Below are 16,640 nucleotides of genomic sequence, written 5' to 3' on the forward strand. Positions count from 1 at the left end.
CGGACACGGGCGGGTGCGGTGGGTCAGGTCCTCAGAAGGCGTCCTCCGGCAGGTCCATCAGGGAGGCTTCGGTCTCCACCGTGATGGCCCGCTCGGCCGACAGCCGGGGCAGGACGGTGCGGGCGAAGAAGCGGGCGGCCGCGACCTTGCCCTGGTAGAACGCCTCGTCGGAGCCGGAGGCGCCCGCCTCGAGGGCGGCCTGGGCCACCTCGGCCTGGCGCAGCAGCAGCCACCCCACGACGAGGTCGCCGAAGGACATCAGCAGCCGGGTGGTGTTCAGCCCGACGGCGTAGATCGTCTCCGGCCGGCCCCCGGTGCGGGGGTCGGCCGCCATCACCCGGCCGACCAGGTACTCGACCATGCCCTGGACGTCCTCCAGCGCGGTGCCGAGCAGCGCGCGCTCGGTGCCGAAGGCATCCTCCGCGGTGCCGCCCTTGACCAGCTCCAGCACCTGCTGGGCCAGGTAGCTCAGCGCCTCGCCGTTGTCGCGGACGATCTTGCGGAAGAAGAAGTCCATGCCCTGGATGGCGGTGGTGCCCTCGTAGAGGCTGTCGATCTTGGCGTCGCGGACGTACTGCTCGACCGGGTAGTCCTGCAGGAAGCCGGAGCCCCCGAAGGTCTGCAGCGACTCGGTGCCGAGCAGGGTCCAGGCGCGCTCGGAGCCGCACCCCTTGACCACGGGCAGCAGCAGGTCGTTGACCCGGCGCGCCATGATCGCCGGCGACCCCTCGGGCAGCTCCTCGGTCCCGGCCTCGGCCTGGGCGGCCATGACGGTGTCCTGGAAGCTGGCGGTGTAGAGCATCAGGGCGCGCAGCCCCTCGGCATACGACTTCTGCAGCAGCAGCGACCGGCGCACGTCCGGGTGGTGGGTGATCGTGACGCGGGGGGCGCTCTTGTCGGTCTGCTGGGTCAGGTCGGGACCCTGCACCCGCTCCTTGGCGTACTCCAGCGCGTTGAGGTAGCCGGTGGACAGTGTCGCGATGGCCTTCGTGCCGACCAGCATCCGGGCGTACTCGATGACCCGGAACATCTGGGCGATGCCGTCGTGCACCTCACCGAGCAGGGTGCCCACGGCGGGACGGTCGGGGTCCTCGCCGAAGCGCAGCTCGCACGTGGTGGAGGTCTTCAGCCCCATCTTGTGCTCGATGTTGCTGACCTGCACGCCGTTGCGCTCACCCAGCTCGCCGGTCTCCGGGTCGACGTGGAACTTGGGCACGATGAACAGCGAGAGGCCCTTGGTGCCGGGGCCGGCGCCCTCGGGGCGGGCAAGCACGAAGTGGATCACGTTGTCGTAGAACGGGGCCTCGCCGGAGGTGATGAAGCGCTTCACGCCCTCGATGTGCCAGCTGCCGTCCTCGGCCTGGACCGCGCGGGTGCGCCCCGCCCCCACGTCGGAGCCGGCGTCCGGCTCGGTGAGCACCATGGTGGCGCCCCAGGCGTGCTCGGTCATCAGCTGGGCCAGCCGCTGCTGCTCGGGGGTGCCCAGCTGGTAGAGCACCTCGGCGAAGGTGAAGCCCGCGGCATACATCTTCACGGCCGGGTTCGCCCCCAGCAGCAGCTCGGACAGCGCCCAGGTGAGCGACGGCGGGGCCGGGGTGCCGCCGATCTCCTCGGACAGCCCGATGCGCCACCACTCCGAGTCGACGAAGGCCCGGTAGGCGTCGACGAACGCCTGGTCCATCGTCACCTCGCCGGTGGCCGGGTCCAGCACCGGCGGGTTGCGGTCCGAGGACAGCAGGCTCGGTCCGAGCTCCTGCTCGGCCAGCGTCGTGACCTGTGCCAGCACGTCGCGTGCCGTCTCGGCATCGATCTCCCCGAACGGCCCGGTGCCGAGCACCTCCTGGCGGTTCAGTACCTCGAAGAGGTTGAACTCCAGGTCCCTCAGGTTGCTCCGGTAGTGGCTCATGACGCACCTCTGTGATCTCACGTGTCGGTCGGCGGTTTCCCGATACTCGCCGTACCTGTTACTTGAGTATAGCCCGCCGCGCGGGCGTTATCTACCCATAGGTAACCGGAGGTATGCGGGGGCGCGCCGCGCTCAGGAGCGCTCGGTGAGTCCGGCGTCGTGCACCACGAGGGCCACCTGGGTGCGGTTGCCGGCGTCGAGCTTGGTCAGCAGCCGGGACACGTGGGCCTTGACGGTGGGCACGCCCATGAAGAGCCGGGCCGCGATCTCGGCGTTGGACCAGCCGTGCCCGATCGCGACGGCCACCTCGCGCTCGCGGTCGGTCAGCGTGTCCAGCAGCGCCTCGGCGCGGGCCTTCCGGTCGCCGGCCGGTGACGCCCCGCGGCCCTCCGCCGTGACCCGGGCGATCAGCTGTGCGGTCACCGAGGGCGACAGCATCGGCTCACCCCCCGCCACGGTGTGGACCGCCTCCACCAGCCGCTCGGGGTGGGTGCTCTTGAGGAGGAAGCCGTGCGCGCCGATGCGCAGCGCCTCGAGCACCATGTCGTCGGTGTCGAAGGTGGTCAGCACCAGCACCTTGGGCGGGTCGTCGCCCTCCAGCAGCTCGCGGGTGGCGGCCAGCCCGTCCAGCCGGGGCATCCGGATGTCCATCAGCACCACGTCCGGCCGCAGCGACCGCACCAGGTCGACCCCGGCCCGGCCGTCCTCGGCCTCCCCGACCACCTCGATCTCGGGGGCCCCGCCGAGGATCAGCCGTAGCCCGGTCCGCACCAGGGCGTCGTCGTCGACCAGGACCACCGAGATCATCCTCACGCCCCCCACGGTAGCCAGGCCCGCACCGTGAACCGGCCGGCCCGGTCGTTGCCGTAACTGAGCCGGCCCCCGCTGAGCACGGCCCGCTCGGCCAGCCCCAGCAGCCCGAGCCCGGAGCCGCTGCTCTGGGCGGCCTCCTCCGGGGCGGACACGCCGTATGCCGCGGGCTGGTTGACGACGGTGACCTCCAGCCCGTCGACGGGTCCTCCCGCCAGGGCCACCGAGACCGGCATGCCCGGGGCGTGCTTGCGGGCGTTGGTCAGCCCCTCCTGCACGATCCGGTAGGCGTGCCGGCTGATCGTCTCGGGGACCTCGGTGACCTGCACCCGCACGTTGAGCTGGATCGGCGTGCCGCCCTCGCGCAGGTCCTCGATCAGGTCCCCGAGGTGGGTGAGGTCGGGTTGGGGCCCCAGCGGCTGGTCGGGTTCCTGGGCGCCGCGGAGGACGCCGAGGACCTCGCGCAGCTCGGACACCGCCTGGTCAGCGTTGTCCCGGAGCGTGGCGGCGATCTCCCGCACCTGCGCGGCGGGCAGGTCGTCGCGGTAGGCCAGGATCCCGGAGTGCATCGCGATCAGGCTGATCCGGTGCGCCAGGACGTCGTGCATCTCCCGGGCGATCCGGGCCCGTTCGGTGGCCCTGGCCTGCTCCACCCGGCGGCCCTGCTCCCGTTCCGCGCTCTCGGCGCGCTCCCGCAGGGCCGTGATGTTGTCGCGGCGCACCCCGATGTAGTAGCCGAGCGAGACGCAGACGACCAGGCTCAGGACCTGGATGACGAGGGTTGTGACCAGGAACCACCGGCCCGGCTCCTCCGGCGGGAAGATCAGGTCCCAGACGGGTGCGGCCGCGATGAAGACCGGGGTGATGGTCAGGACCTCGCGCCACCGGCGCCGGGTCGCCATCGAGATCACCGCGATGGCCGAGGCGCCCGCCGCGGACACGCTGACGGCGGACAGCGCGGTCAGCAGGAGCGCGATGGCCAGCGGCCACCGTCGGCGGAACAGCATCAGCACCAGGGTCAGCGCGCCGATGACCGGGTCGCCCACCGCCAACCAGCCGAGCGGCCCGCCGCGCTGCTCCATGTCGACGGTGAGCCAGCTGCCGATCCAGGCCAGGGCCCCGGCGGCGATCGCGAGCAGGACCCGCCAGGTCTCTCCCCACACGGTGGTGGCGGGCAGTCCGAGGCGCATGACCCGAGCCTAGGTCCCCCCAGAGGGGGAGTCTTCCGCCCAACGGACCCGTCAACTGCCCAAAGTCGTACCGGCGTCATACCGTCGACGTACCAAAGTAGGGGGCAGGTCCAGCCCGCAGACCGATGTGCGGGCCCCTCCCCGTGCCGCAAGGTAGTCACATGATCTCAGTGACCAATCTTGTGAGGACCTACGGGGACTTCACCGCGGTGGACGATGTGACGTTCACCGCCGAGGCCGGCAGGGTGACCGGCTTCCTCGGTCCCAACGGGGCGGGCAAGTCCACCACGATGCGGGTGATGACGGGGCTGACCCCGGCCACCTCGGGTGCCGCGCTGGTGCTCGGCAAGCCGTATGCCGCCCTCACCAACCCGGGCCGACACGTCGGGGTCCTGCTCGACGCGTCCGCCCAGCACGCCGGCCGCACCGGCCGCGAGGTGCTCACGCTCGGGGCGATGACCCTGGGTGTGCCGCGGGGGCGGGTGGACCAGATGCTCGACGTCGTCGGGCTGACCGCGAAGGAGTCGGAGCGCCGGCTGCGCAACTACTCCCTGGGGATGCGGCAGCGGCTGGGCCTGGCCCACGCGCTGCTCGGCGACCCCGAGGTGCTGATCCTGGACGAGCCGGCCAACGGTCTGGACCCGGCCGGCATCCGCTGGATGCGCGACCTGCTCGGCACGTTCGCCGCCGAGGGCGGCACCGTGCTGCTCTCCTCCCACCTGCTGCACGAGATCGAGAAGATCGCGGACGACATCGTGGTGATCGGGCGCGGCAAGATCGTGGCGCAGGGCACCAAGGACGAGCTCCTCCGGCCCTCCGGGGCGCTGGTGCGCAGCGCCGACGACCGCGCGCTGGCCGCCGCCCTGGCGGAGGAGAACCTGACCTTCGAGCAGCTGCCGACCGGCGGGCTGCAGGTCGAGGCCGAGACCGGGCTGGTGGGCGCGGTCGCGGCCACCCACCGGATCGCGCTGGTCGAGCTGCGGGCCGGTGACAGCCAGGGACTGGAAGAGATGTTCCTCAGCCTGACCTCAGACGACGCACGGAAGGAGCTTGCGGCATGAGCACGCAGACCATCGAGGCCACCACCCCACGGGTGGGCCAGGTCAAGCCGGGATTCTCGCTGCCGGGCATCGACCAGCCGGCCACGCCGGTCACCTTCGGCCGGTTGGTCCGGGTCGAGACCCGCAAGCAGTTGGACACCCTCGCCGGGCGCTGGTTCCTGATCAGCATCGGCCTCGTGGTGGCGGTCGTGATCGTGATCATGCTGTCGGTGGGCGGTGGCAACCACTCGTTCATGGACTACCTGATGGCCACGTCCACGCCGCTGGCGATCCTGGTGCCGATCCTGGGGATCCTCACCGCGACCTCGGAGTGGTCCCAGCGCACCGCGATGACCACGTTCTCCCTCGAGCCGCGGCGCGGCCGGGTGGTGGCGGCCAAGGTCGTCAGTTCCGTGGTGGTCGGCCTGGGAGCCTTCGCGGTGGCCGTGGTGCTCGCCGTGCTGGGGCACCTGGCGGCCGTGACCTTCCGGGACGCCACCGCCGCGTGGGACCTGAACTGGTGGGTGATCGGCGGCATGCTGATCCTGACCATCTCCAGTGTCGGCCAGGGCCTCGCCTTCGGCCTGGCACTGCTGAACACACCGGCGGCGATCGTCGCCTATCTGGTACTCCCCATGGTGTGGTCGATGCTGACCGCCCTCGTCTCCTGGGCCCGCGATGTCGGCGCCTGGTTGGACCTGGGCATGACGCAGGCGCCACTGACCATGGGGGAGGCGCTGACGGGCCAGGAGTGGGCCAAGCTCGGCGTATCGACGGCCGTGTGGCTTGGGCTGCCACTGGCCATCGGGGTGTGGCGCGTGCTGCGCCGCGAGGTCAAGTGACCCGCGGGTAGTCGACCCACCCCAGACAGGGGAAAGTCGTCGGCGGGACCGGTTGTTGCGACCGGTCCCGCCGACGCACGTCCGGGACCGTTATCGCAGCGCAACATTGGTAGGGTAGGATGCGGTTCATCCTGCACCGTCCTCCCGAGAGGTTTGCGCGACATGAGGTTGACGAAGGTTGGGGCGCTGGCAGCAGCGCTGAGCGGAGTGCTGGTGCTGAGCGCCTGCAACGCCGGGTCGAGCACCGACGGTGGTGATGGCGGGGACGACGTCGGGGGCGACGACGGCGGCAGCGCCTCGGCGGGCGGCACCGACGGGAGCGACGGTGGCTCGGGGGAGGGCGGCTCGGGGTCGGGCGGTGGCGACGACCGGGTGGTCATCGGCCTGGCCGCGGAGCCGGCCAGCCTGGACTTCACCACCACGGACGGCGCCGCGATCCCGCAGGCGCTGCTCTACAACGTCTACGAGACGTTGGTGAAGGTGGACCAGAGCGGTGAGATCGTGCCGTCCCTGGCCAGCGACTGGTCGGTCAGCGACGACGGCCTCACCTACACCTTCACCCTCGTCGAGGGCGCCACGTTCAGCAACGGCGAGGAGTTCACCGCCGACGACGTGGTCTTCTCCATCGACCGGGTCAAGTCCGACGCGTGGACGATCAGCCTGAAGGCGCAGATGGACATCGTGGACTCGGTCGAGGCCACCGGCGACCACGAGGTCACCGTGACCCTGTCCGAGCCCAGCAACAGCTGGCTCTACGCGATGACCACCCGGGTCGGGGCGATGTTCGACGAGAACGGCGTGGACGACCTGGCCGAGAGCACCACGGGCACCGGCCCGTTCGTCTTCTCCGACTGGCAGCGCGGCAGCGCGATCACCCTGGAGCGCAACCCGGACTACTGGGGCGACGAGCCGTTCTTCGACGAGGTGGTCTTCCAGTACTTCGCCGACCCGACCGCGTTGAACAACGCCCTGCTCACCGAGCAGATCGACGTGATCGGCACGGTGCAGGCGCCGGAGTCGCTCACCGAGTTCGAGGGCGGGGACTACCAGATCATCGAGGGCACGACCAACGGTGAGGTGGTCCTGTCGATGAACAACGGCGCCGCCCCGTTCGACCAGCTCCCGGTGCGCCAGGCGGCCCGGCACGCGATCGACCACCAGACGTTGCTGGATACCTGCTGGGCGGGTCGCGGCGCGCTCATCGGCAGCATGGTGCCGCCCACCGACCCGTGGTACGAGGACCGCACCGGCGACTACCCCTACGACGTGGAGGAGGCCAAGCGGCTGCTCGCCGAGGCGGGTGCCGAGGGCGCCGCGGTCCGGCTGCGGATCCCGAGCCTGCCGTATGCCGTGTCGTGCGGCACCGTCGTGGAGTCGATGCTGGAGGACGCCGGCTTCGAGGTGACCATCGACCAGCTGGAGTTCCCGGCGGCCTGGCTGGAGGACGTCTTCACCAACCACGACTACGAGATGTCGATCATCTCCCACGTCGAGCCCCGCGACATGCGGGCCGTCTTCGGCAACCCGGACTACTACACCCAGTACGGCAACCCCGACTTCGTGGCCCTGCTCGACGAGGCCGACGCCGGCACCCCGGAGGAGCAGGTGACCGCGATGAAGGAGGCGGCCAAATTCCTGTCCGAGGACGCCGCCGCGGACTTCCTCTTCGTGCTGCCCAACCTGATCGTGGCCGACCCGGACATCACCGGGCTGCCGGAGAACGCGATCACCGAGTCCTTCGACCTGTCCGCCCTTGCCCGGGGCTGACCGCCGGCCGGGAGGCCACTGACCGATGCTGGTGCACCTGGCCCGTCGCCTGGGCGTACTCGTGGCGAGCCTGGCCGTCAGCTCCGTGCTGGTGTTCGGGTTCATGCGGGTGCTCCCCGGCGACCCCGCGCGGGTGGCGCTCGGGGTGAACGCTTCCGATGAGTCGGTCGCCCGGCTGCGCACCGAGTTCGGCCTGGATCGCCCCCTGGTGGAGCAGTACCTCTCCTGGGTGGGTGGGCTGCTCCGGTTCGACCCGGGCGTGGAGTTCCTGTCCAAGGCGCAGATCGGCCCGCAGATCGCCGACCGGCTGCTGGTCACCCTGTGGCTGGTCGGGGCGGCGATGGTGCTGGCGGTCATCATCGCGCTGCCGGTCGGCACCTGGATGGCCGTGCGGCACCGGCACGCGGACGGCGTGGTCGCCTCGGGGCTGTCCCAGGTCGGGGTCGCGATCCCGGCCTTCCTGGCCGGCATCCTGCTCATCGCCGTGTTCGCGGTGCGGCTGCGGTGGGTGCCCTCCGGGGGGTGGGTCCCCCCGGCCGTGGACCCGGTGGAGTTCCTCAAGCGCCTCGTGCTGCCCGCCGTGTCGCTGGCGCTGGTGCAGGCTGCCGTGCTGGCCCGCTACGTGCGCAGCGCGGTCCTCGACGTGCTCCGGGAGGACTACCTGCGCACCGCCCGCGCCAAGGGGCTGCGGCCGATGCCCTCGCTGCTGCGGCACGGGCTGCGCAACGCCGCCATCCCCGTCGTCACCGTCCTGGGGCTGCAGCTGGCCACCCTCCTGATCGGGGCCGTGGTGGTCGAGCGGGTCTTCGTCATCCCGGGCCTGGGTAGCTTGCTGCTGGACTCCGTCGCCGACCGTGAGCTGCTCACCATCCAGGCCGTGGTCATGGTGCTGGTGGTCGCCGTGCTGGTGATCAACTTCGTGGTCGACGCGCTCTACCTCCTGATCGACCCGCGACTCCGGAGCGGACGCTGATGGGCCGGCGGCGGTTGAACGCCTCCCTCGTCATCGGGGGAGCCATCGTGGCGGTCATCGTCGGGCTGGCGCTGATCTCCTACGTCTGGACCCCGCACCCGCCGATGAAGGTCCTGGTCACCGAGGCATACCAGACCCCGAACGGTGAGTTCTGGCTCGGCACCGACAAGTTCCGCCGGGACGTCTTCACCCAGATCGTGGTGGGCTCGCGGACCACGCTGTATGTCGGGCTGGTCGCCGTGGGCGTGGCCGCCGTGGTCGGCGTGCCGGTCGGCATCCTCGCGGCGATGTCGCCGGGCTGGCTGGGCCAGCTGGTGATGCGGGGCAACGACATCCTGCTCGCCTTCCCCGCCCTGCTGCTGGCGATCATGTTCGCCGCGATCTACGGCGGCAGCACCCGGGTGGCGATGATCGCGATCGGGATCGCCACGATCCCCTCCTTCGCCCGGATCACCCGGTCCGGGGCGTTGCAGGTGATGGGCACCGAATACGTCGCGGCCGCCCGCGCGGCCGGCCGGTCCCCGCTGGCCATCGCCCGGCGCCACGTGCTGCCCAACGTCGCCGGGTTGATCATCGTGCAGGCCTCGGTCAGCTTCGCCATCGCGATCCTGGCCGAGGCGGCCCTCGCCTACCTGGGCCTGGGCACCCCGACCGGGCAGGCCTCGTGGGGCCGGATGCTCTACGAGGCGCAGTCCACGCTGCGCGCCGCCCCGCACCTGGCGCTGATCCCGGGAGCCGCGATCGCGCTGGCGGTGCTCGGGTTCAACCTGTTCGGCGACGGGCTGCGGGACTACCTGGACCCCAAGTTGGAGGGACGCTGAGATGTCGACCGCGCCCACCCCGACCGCCGAGCAGGACCCGTCCGCACCCGTGCTCTCCGTGCGCGGCCTGTCCGTCGGGACCGGCTCCACCCGGCTGCTGCACGACGTCACCTTCCGGATCCAGCGCGGCGAACGGGTCGGCCTGATCGGGGAGTCCGGCTCCGGCAAGTCGCTGACCGCACTGGCTGTGATGGGACTGCTCGGTGAGGGGCTGAGGGCCACCGGTTCGGTCACCCTCAGCGGGCACGGGAGCAACCTGCTGACCACCTCCGAGCGACGGCTCTCCCGGATCCGCGGCCACGACATGGCGATGGTCTTCCAGGAGCCGATGACGGCGCTCAACCCGACGATGCGGGTCGGTCGCCAGGTCGCCGAGGCGATGACGCTGCACCGCACCGTCCCCGCCGCCCGGGCCCGGCAGCGGGCGGTGGAGCTGCTGGACCAGGTCGGCCTACCGGACCCCGCCCAGATCGCCCGGTCCTACCCGCACCAGCTGTCCGGCGGGCAGCGGCAGCGGGTGGTCACCGCGATCGCGCTGGCCAACGACCCGCTCCTGCTGGTCTGCGACGAGCCGACGACCGCGCTGGACGTCACGGTCCAGGCGCTCGTGCTGGACCTGCTGGTCCGCGGCGTCGAGGCCCGGGACGCGGCCATGCTGTTCATCACCCACGACCTCGCCGTGGTCGCCTCCACCTGCGAGCGGGTGCTGGTCATGTACGGCGGCCGGATCGTGGAGGCCGGGCCCGTGACGGAGGTGTTCGCCTCGCCGCGGCACCGGTATACCCAGGGCCTCCTGGCCGCGAGCGACCTGGAACGGCCGGCGACGGCGGTCGACGGCCAACGGGTGGCCTTGCCGACCATCCGGGGCTCGGTCCCGTCGGCCGGGAGCTTCCCGGACGGGTGCGTCTTCCGCAACCGGTGCCACCACGCGACCGACGCCTGTGCAGTCCTGCCACCCTGGTCGCCGCGGGACGACGCCCACGAGGCCGAGGACGCCGGATACGCCTGCGTCCACCCCGCCGCCGACGGCGAGGAGGTGGCCCCGTGAGCGAGACGCCGACGATCAGCCTGCGGGGGGTGGGCCGGGACTTCCACCGGGCCCGCACCCGGTTGACCGAGCGCCCACCGGTGGTGCACGCCGTCCGGGACGTCACCGTCGACATCGCCCCCGGGGAACGCTTCGGCATCGTCGGGGAGTCCGGCTCCGGCAAGTCGACCCTGCTCCGGATGATCTGCGGACTGGACCGCCCCACCACCGGGGAGATCCTGGTCGAGGGCACCCCGATCCATGCCTCCCCGCCACGGCGGCTGGGCTGGTTGCGGCAGCGGCTGCAACTGGTCTTCCAGGATCCGATGAGCTCGCTGGACCCCCGGATGCGGGTGGGTGACATCGTGGCCGAGCCGTTGGTCGGCCAGCGGATCGGCACGCCCGCCGAGCGCCGGGCCCGGGTGGCGGAACTGCTCGAGCGGGTCGGCCTGTCCGCCGACGCGGCCAAGCGCTATCCGCACCAGTTCTCCGGCGGACAGCGACAGCGCATCTCCGTCGCCCGGGCGCTGGCCCCCAACCCGGCGGTGCTGGTCGCCGACGAGCCGGTCAGCGCGCTGGACGTCTCGGTCCGCGCCCAGGTGCTCAACCTGCTCGACGAGGTCGTCGACGGCTTCGACCTGACCCTGGTCTTCGTCTCGCACGACCTGTCCGTGGTGCGCCACGTCTGCGACCGGGTCGCCGTGATGCGCCAGGGCGAGTTCGTCGAGGTCGCCCCGACCGAGCAGTTGTACGTCGACGCCCAGCACCCCTACACCCGGCAGCTGCTGGCCGCCGTCCCCCGCCTGGACGCGGCCCTGGCAGGACGCACCGCCACCGAGCTTGCCGCCCGGACCCTGGCGGCCACGGAGGAGGAGACCTGATGACACCGCCCCGCCCCGGGCCCAGCAACACCCTGGTCGACGTGCCCGGCCTGCTCGTCGGGCAGCACCAGCGGATCGGTGACGGCTGGCTCACCGGGACGACCGTCGTGCTGGCCCCGGGGCGCGGGACCCCCGGCGGTGGCGCCACCGGCGGCGTCGACGTGCGCGGCGGAGGGCCGGGCACCCGCGAGACCGACCTTCTCGACCCCCGCAACGCGGTCGAGAAGGCCCACGCCGTGGTCCTCAGCGGGGGCAGCGCGTTCGGGCTCGCCACTGCCGACGGTGTGATGGACGCGCTGTATGCCGAGGGGACCGGACTCCCCGTCCCCACCCCCTGCGGTCCCGCGCTGGTGCCGATCGTGCCGGCGGCGGTCGTCTTCGACCTGGGGCGCGGGGGCGACTTCGGCGCCCGCCCGGACGCCTCGTTCGGCAGCGCCGCGGTGGCCGCGGCGAGCGCGGACCCGCCTGCCCTGGGAGCAGTCGGCGCCGGGACCGGGGCACAGACCGGCGGCCTGAAGGGTGGAGTCGGCTCGGCCAGCGCCGTGCTGCCCGACGGCTCCACCGTGGCAGCGCTCGTCGTGGTGAACGCGATCGGCTCCACCGTCGACCTGCGGACCGGCGAACTCCTGGGAGCCCGCCACCTGCTCGACGGCGACCTGTCCGACGGACCCGGCGGATCGGCATACGGACTGCGCGCACCCGACCCCGAGGAGGTGTCGGCGGCGCTCGCCAGGGCCGCCGAGGAGACGGGGCGGACCGGCTTCCCGCGCGGGCTGGCGACCACGATCGGGGTGATCGCCACGGACGTGACGCTCACCAAGGCGCAGTGCGCCAAGGTCGCCGGCGTGGGGCACGACGGGATGGCCCGGGCGATCAGCCCGGTGCACTCGATGATGGACGGGGACACCCTGTTCACGCTGGCCACGGGTGCGCGACCGGCCCCGGACCCCGTGGCCTTCCACGGGTTGCTCGACGCTGCTGCCGGCTGCGTCACCCGCGCCATCGTGCGGGGCGTGCTCGCCGCCGGGACGGTGACCACCCCGGCCGGGACCTGGCCGTCCTACCGCGACGTCTTCCCGAGTGCCGTGCGCTGAGCGCGGCCCCGACTTCGGCCGACGCGGCTGACCCCCACGCTGGACGTAGACTCCCGCTTCGTGACTGAGCAAGAGGTGACCGGGCGCGCGGCCGGTCGGGAGTTCGTGCTGACCGTGTCCTGCCCGGACCGGCGCGGCGTGGTCCACGCGGTGTCGGGGGCGATGTTGGAGCAGCAGCTCACCATCGCCGACAGCCAGCAGTTCGGCGACTCCACCTCGGGGGAGTTCCACCTGCGGATGCACCTGGTCAAGGAGGGAGACCCGCTCGACCTCGCCGCGCTGGAGTCCCAGCTGGAGCCGGTGGTCCGCGAGTTCGGTATGCAGTGGCGCGCCCACGACCTGGCCGACCGGCACCGCGTCCTGGTCATGGTGAGCAAGCAGGGGCACTGCCTCAACGACCTGCTGTTCCGCACCCGCTCGGGGCTGCTGCCGATCGACGTCGCCGCGGTCGTCTCCAACCACGAGGACTTCCGGGCGCTCTCGGAGTGGCACGGCATCCCGTTCCACCACGTGCCGGTGACCAAGGACACCCGGGCCCAGGGGGAAGCACGGCTGCGCGAGGTGATCGCCGAGCACGAGGTCGACACGGTCGTGCTCGCGCGCTACATGCAGATCCTGTCCGAGGAGCTGTGCGCGGACTACCCGGGACGGATCATCAACATCCACCACTCGCTGCTGCCCAGCTTCAAGGGCGCCCGGCCCTACGCCCAGGCGCACGACCGGGGCGTCAAGGTGATCGGCGCCACCGCCCACTACGTCACCTCGGACCTGGACGAGGGGCCGATCATCGAGCAGGACTTCCGGCGGGTCGACCACCGGATGAGCCCGGGCGAGCTGGCCCGGGTCGGCCAGGAGCTGGAGGCGATGGCGCTGTCCCGCGCCGTCCGCTGGCACGCCGAGCACCGTGTCGTGCTGCGTGGCCGACGGACCATCGTCTTCGACTGACGTCGCGGCGCCCTCCCGTCCCCCGGAACCGCCTGCGGGTCGGGCCGCGGTGTCACCAAGGGCGCCGAGTGGACCAGTTATGCGCGGTTCTGCGCGCTGGGGTGGCAACGACGCGTGCAGTCGGCGCGGGACGGGTGGCCCGGGCCGCTGCCGGAGGGGCGGATGCCGACTGGGATACTCCGGGGTGACACCACACGGAGGAATTCACGGATGAGCTACGCAGACATGTTCTCCCTCGCGGGCCGGCACGCCGTCGTCATCGGGGCGGGTGGCATCGGGGCCGAGGTGGTGGCCGGGCTGGCCGCGCACGGTGCCCGGGTCAGCAGCCTGGACAAGAGCCTGCCCACCGCCGACTCGGCCACCCAGCGGGCCGCGGCCGAGCACGAGGGCGAGCACGCGGCATACGAGATCGACATCCTGGACGAGGCGGCGCTCAGCGAGCTCGCGGCGCAGCTGGGGCCGGTCGAAGTGCTCGTGGTGACCGCCGCGATGAACGTGCGCAAGCAGCTGCTGGACTACACCGCCGAGGAGTACGACCGCGTGGTCGACCTCAACCTGCGCGGGACGTTCCACGCGCTGCGGGCGTTCGGGCCCGGCATGGCCGAGCAGGGGCGTGGCTCGATCATCGCGTTCAGCTCACTGCGGGCGCTGACCGTGGAGCCGGGGCAGGGCGTCTACGCCGCGACGAAGGCCGGAGTGGTGCAGATGCTGCGCACCCTCGCGGCCGAGCTCGGTCCCAATGGAGTGCGGGTCAACGCGGTCGCGCCCGGTGTCGTGGAGACGCCGCTGACCCAGCAGATCCGCAGCGACGAGCAGTGGAACCATGCCTACGCCTCCAAGAGCGCGCTCGGCCGCTGGGCCCGCCCGGAAGAGATGGTCGGCGCCGTAGTCTACCTGGCCAGTGACGCCTCGACGTTCGTCACCGGGAGCCAGCTCGTCGTGGACGGCGGCTGGACCGCGATCGACGGACGGTTCACCCCGCCGTTCGGCTGAGCTTTTCCAGGGCTCAGGGGACGTCGTAGACGAACGCCACCGACTCGACCGGTGAGTCGGGACACACGGCGGTCCAGGTCGGGTGCGGCGCGTCGTGGTAGCCGCCACGGCAGGAGAACGCCTCGCCGTCCTCGGCCATCCCGTGAGTGTGCCGGAGGGTTCCCTCGCGCGGCCCGATCTGCTAGCGAATGTCGCGCGACCCCGCGCACCGGGCGAGCCGCGACACCAGGTGGGCACGCTCGGCAGGGGCGGTGGTCAACGAGATGGCCTTCTCGTATGCCGACGCCGCCTCGGCGGGGCGCCCCAGCTGGTCCATCAGGTGGCCGCGGGCGGCCCAGGCGGGCTGGAAGCGCGCGACCTGTGCGCCGACGTCCGGTCGTTCGGCCAGTTCGTCGAGCATGCTCAGGGCGGCTGCCGGGCCGTCGGTCTCGGCGGTGACGGTGGCCAGCGCGACGGCGCTGCCGAGGGTGGGTGCGAGACGGTGCAGCGCGCGGTGCACCCCGAGCAGCGCGGCCCAGTCCGTGGCCCCCGTCCGGGCCCGGTCGCAGTGCAGCGCCTGGGCGGCGGCCTCGAGGGAGAACCTGCCCACACCGCCGGCCGCCTGCGCGGCGCGCAGGTGTCGGTGCCCTCGGGCGATGAGGTCCCGGTCCCACCGGGTGGTGTCCTGCTCCGACAGCGGGACGAAGCGGCCCTGGTCGTCGAGCCGGGCCGGCCCCCGTGCCGCGGCCAGGTTGATGAGGGCGGCGAGCCCGTGGGTCTCGTGGTCCGGCGCCAGGTCCGCGAGGATCTCGGCCAGGTGCCGTGCCTCCGCAGCCATCGCGGTCGGCTCGGGGCCGCCGATCGGCCAGTCGATGACGTAGCAGCCGTAGACCGCCTCGAGCAGGTGACCCATCCGCTCGGGCAGCGCCGAGCGATCGGGGACGACGAACGGGATCCGCGTCTCCTTGATCCTGCGTTTGGCCCGGACCAGCCGGGCCGCCAAGGTCGCCGGGGGTAGCGCGAAGGCGACCGCGACCTGGGCAGCGGTGAAGCCGAGCACGGTATTGAGCATGAGCGGCGTGCGCACGGCCGGATCGATCGCCGGGTGTGCACAGACCAGCATCAGCTCCAGGCGGCGGTCGCCGACCGCGTCCGGGTCCACCTCGTCGGGCAGCCCGTCCGCGGTTGCCCTCGCGTGCCGGTCCGTCTCCAGCGGCACGCCGGTGCGGGCGGCCGCCGACTTCCAATGATCCCGCAGCCGGTTCCGCGCGACGGTGAGCAGCCAGCCCTGGGGGCTGCTCGGGACGCCATCCTCCGGCCACCTGGTCAGGGCCCGCTCGAAGGCGTCAGCCAGGGCGTCCTCGGCGGCGGCGATGTCGCCCGTGCTGCTCGCGAGATAGGCGAGCAGCCGTCCATAGCTGTCGCGCGCCTCCTCGGCAGCCGCAGCCCGGGCCGTCGCGGTCGGCGACGACCCGGGCAGCGGATCGGTCGTGGGCTCCACCGGGCGCCTGGTCAGGTCGTCCAGGCGCCGTCGATGTAGGAGGTCGCGACCGGGCGAACCTCCACGACTCCGTAGCTGGCGCCGGGGCACTTCTCGGCCCAGGCCAGGGCGGCATCCAGGTCCCGCACGTCCAGCACGAAGACGCCCGCCAGGCCCTCTTTGGTCTCGGCGAACGGTCCGTCCTGGACTTGCAGGCTGCCCTCCCGGAGGGTGACCGTCGTGCTGGCCTCCCGGGACTGCAGGACCTCCGCTGCCACCAGGACGCCGGCAGACTCCAGGGCCTGTCCGAATGCCCCGAAGGCCTCTTGCATCGCGGACAGCGCCTCGGGATCGATCTCGCCGGGGGCGGGCTCACGGCTGTGCAGCAGCAGGGTGTAACGCATGGTCGCCTCCTTGTCAGATTCCGAATCACCGCTCGGCGCGGCTCACCCGGTAGACGATCGGGGCGGCCGCCGATCAACAGTCCATCAGACCTGTTGTGAGATCGCGTCCGCTGGCGGCGCCTCGACCCAGTCCACGAACTGGTAGATCACGCCGCTCGGGTCGGCGACCTGGAAGTAGCGCTCGCCCCACGGCTCGACCTCCAGCGGCGTGACGACCGTGACCCCCTCGTCCTGCAGGCGCGCGTAGCGCTGCTCCATGTCGTCCACCTCGAAGGCGATCAGCAGCCCGTCGACCTGGCCCGCGGCCGAGGCCGGCTTGAAGGTCTCCAGGCCGACGGCGAGCAGGGCGATGTGGAAGCCCGCCTCCGGGTGGGTCAACGAGGCGAACCCCTCGGCCGCCATGGCCTCGGTGAAGCCGAGGTGGCGTTGTGCCCACTCCGAGGATGCGCGGACGTCGGACACGTTGATGGAAATCACGGATTGAGTAA

17 protein-coding genes are annotated in these 16,640 nt (G+C 72.0%); 10 read left to right on the top strand and 7 right to left on the bottom strand.

Features of this window, described 5'->3' with window-relative positions; translation table 11 throughout:
- Positions 1 to 31: 31 nt before the first annotated feature.
- The 3 genes from FB467_RS03385 to FB467_RS03395 all read right to left on the bottom strand — a co-directional run bounded on the left by FB467_RS03385 (position 32) and on the right by FB467_RS03395 (position 3,906).
- Positions 32 to 1,906, bottom strand: coding sequence for an acyl-CoA dehydrogenase (locus FB467_RS03385; protein ID WP_141783845.1), 1,875 nt, complete (start codon positions 1,904 to 1,906; stop codon positions 32 to 34).
- Between the two features lie 132 nt (positions 1,907 to 2,038).
- Positions 2,039 to 2,713, bottom strand: a complete 675-nt coding sequence (locus tag FB467_RS03390) for a response regulator transcription factor (RefSeq protein WP_141786448.1) — start codon at positions 2,711 to 2,713, stop codon at positions 2,039 to 2,041.
- Positions 2,714 to 2,715: 2 nt separating this feature from the next.
- Entirely contained in the window at positions 2,716 to 3,906 is a 1,191-nt protein-coding gene (locus FB467_RS03395) for a sensor histidine kinase (protein ID WP_141783846.1), read from the bottom strand.
- A gap of 161 nt (positions 3,907 to 4,067) precedes the next feature.
- Between FB467_RS03395 and FB467_RS03400 the strand changes: the two genes are divergently transcribed.
- From FB467_RS03400 to FB467_RS03445, 10 genes are all read left to right on the top strand, one after another.
- The gene (locus FB467_RS03400) at positions 4,068 to 4,967 is read left to right on the top strand and encodes an ABC transporter ATP-binding protein (RefSeq protein ID WP_141783847.1); all 900 of its coding nucleotides are present in this window, start codon (positions 4,068 to 4,070) and stop codon (positions 4,965 to 4,967) included.
- Positions 4,964 to 5,788, top strand: coding sequence for an ABC transporter permease (locus FB467_RS03405; RefSeq protein WP_141783848.1), 825 nt, complete (start codon positions 4,964 to 4,966; stop codon positions 5,786 to 5,788). Before FB467_RS03400 ends, FB467_RS03405 begins: the two co-directional genes overlap by 4 nt.
- A gap of 162 nt (positions 5,789 to 5,950) precedes the next feature.
- Complete coding sequence (locus FB467_RS03410; protein ID WP_141783849.1) at positions 5,951 to 7,555, top strand: ABC transporter substrate-binding protein; 1,605 nt, start codon at positions 5,951 to 5,953, stop codon at positions 7,553 to 7,555.
- A gap of 25 nt (positions 7,556 to 7,580) precedes the next feature.
- Positions 7,581 to 8,528, top strand: coding sequence for an ABC transporter permease (locus FB467_RS03415; RefSeq protein WP_141783850.1), 948 nt, complete (start codon positions 7,581 to 7,583; stop codon positions 8,526 to 8,528).
- Positions 8,528 to 9,349: an ABC transporter permease gene (locus FB467_RS03420; protein ID WP_141783851.1), complete on the top strand. Its 822-nt coding sequence runs from the start codon at positions 8,528 to 8,530 to the stop codon at positions 9,347 to 9,349. Before FB467_RS03415 ends, FB467_RS03420 begins: the two co-directional genes overlap by 1 nt.
- Before the next feature lies 1 nt (position 9,350).
- On the top strand, positions 9,351 to 10,397 hold the full coding sequence (locus tag FB467_RS03425) for an ABC transporter ATP-binding protein (RefSeq protein WP_141783852.1): 1,047 nt from the start codon (positions 9,351 to 9,353) through the stop codon (positions 10,395 to 10,397).
- Positions 10,394 to 11,257 carry an ATP-binding cassette domain-containing protein gene (locus tag FB467_RS03430; protein WP_141783853.1) on the top strand — a complete coding sequence of 288 codons (864 nt, stop codon included), beginning with the start codon at positions 10,394 to 10,396 and terminating at the stop codon, positions 11,255 to 11,257. The genes FB467_RS03425 and FB467_RS03430 overlap by 4 nt, the downstream gene beginning before the upstream one ends.
- Positions 11,257 to 12,351 carry a P1 family peptidase gene (locus FB467_RS03435; protein ID WP_141783854.1) on the top strand — a complete coding sequence of 365 codons (1,095 nt, stop codon included), beginning with the start codon at positions 11,257 to 11,259 and terminating at the stop codon, positions 12,349 to 12,351. The genes FB467_RS03430 and FB467_RS03435 overlap by 1 nt, the downstream gene beginning before the upstream one ends.
- A gap of 60 nt (positions 12,352 to 12,411) precedes the next feature.
- Complete coding sequence (purU, locus tag FB467_RS03440; protein ID WP_141783855.1) at positions 12,412 to 13,296, top strand: formyltetrahydrofolate deformylase; 885 nt, start codon at positions 12,412 to 12,414, stop codon at positions 13,294 to 13,296.
- 210 nt (positions 13,297 to 13,506) lie between these two features.
- Positions 13,507 to 14,289: an SDR family NAD(P)-dependent oxidoreductase gene (locus tag FB467_RS03445; RefSeq protein WP_141783856.1), complete on the top strand. Its 783-nt coding sequence runs from the start codon at positions 13,507 to 13,509 to the stop codon at positions 14,287 to 14,289.
- A 13-nt stretch (positions 14,290 to 14,302) separates the two neighbouring features.
- Here FB467_RS03445 and FB467_RS19245 read toward each other — a convergent pair whose 3' ends face one another.
- The 4 genes from FB467_RS19245 to FB467_RS03460 form a co-directional block, all read right to left on the bottom strand.
- Positions 14,303 to 14,428 (bottom strand): hypothetical protein, encoded by a 126-nt coding sequence (locus FB467_RS19245; protein WP_267128615.1) that lies wholly within the window; start codon positions 14,426 to 14,428, stop codon positions 14,303 to 14,305.
- A 42-nt stretch (positions 14,429 to 14,470) separates the two neighbouring features.
- Positions 14,471 to 15,769: an RNA polymerase sigma factor gene (locus FB467_RS03450; protein ID WP_228393285.1), complete on the bottom strand. Its 1,299-nt coding sequence runs from the start codon at positions 15,767 to 15,769 to the stop codon at positions 14,471 to 14,473.
- 11 nt (positions 15,770 to 15,780) lie between these two features.
- The gene (locus FB467_RS03455; protein WP_141783857.1) at positions 15,781 to 16,152 is read right to left on the bottom strand and encodes a YciI family protein; all 372 of its coding nucleotides are present in this window, start codon (positions 16,150 to 16,152) and stop codon (positions 15,781 to 15,783) included.
- Between the two features lie 84 nt (positions 16,153 to 16,236).
- Positions 16,237 to 16,629 (bottom strand): VOC family protein, encoded by a 393-nt coding sequence (locus FB467_RS03460; RefSeq protein ID WP_228393284.1) that lies wholly within the window; start codon positions 16,627 to 16,629, stop codon positions 16,237 to 16,239.
- Positions 16,630 to 16,640 lie beyond the last annotated feature (11 nt).

This window comes from Ornithinicoccus hortensis (assembly GCF_006716185.1).
In the GTDB taxonomy this organism is placed as follows: Bacteria; Actinomycetota; Actinomycetes; order Actinomycetales; family Dermatophilaceae; genus Ornithinicoccus; species Ornithinicoccus hortensis.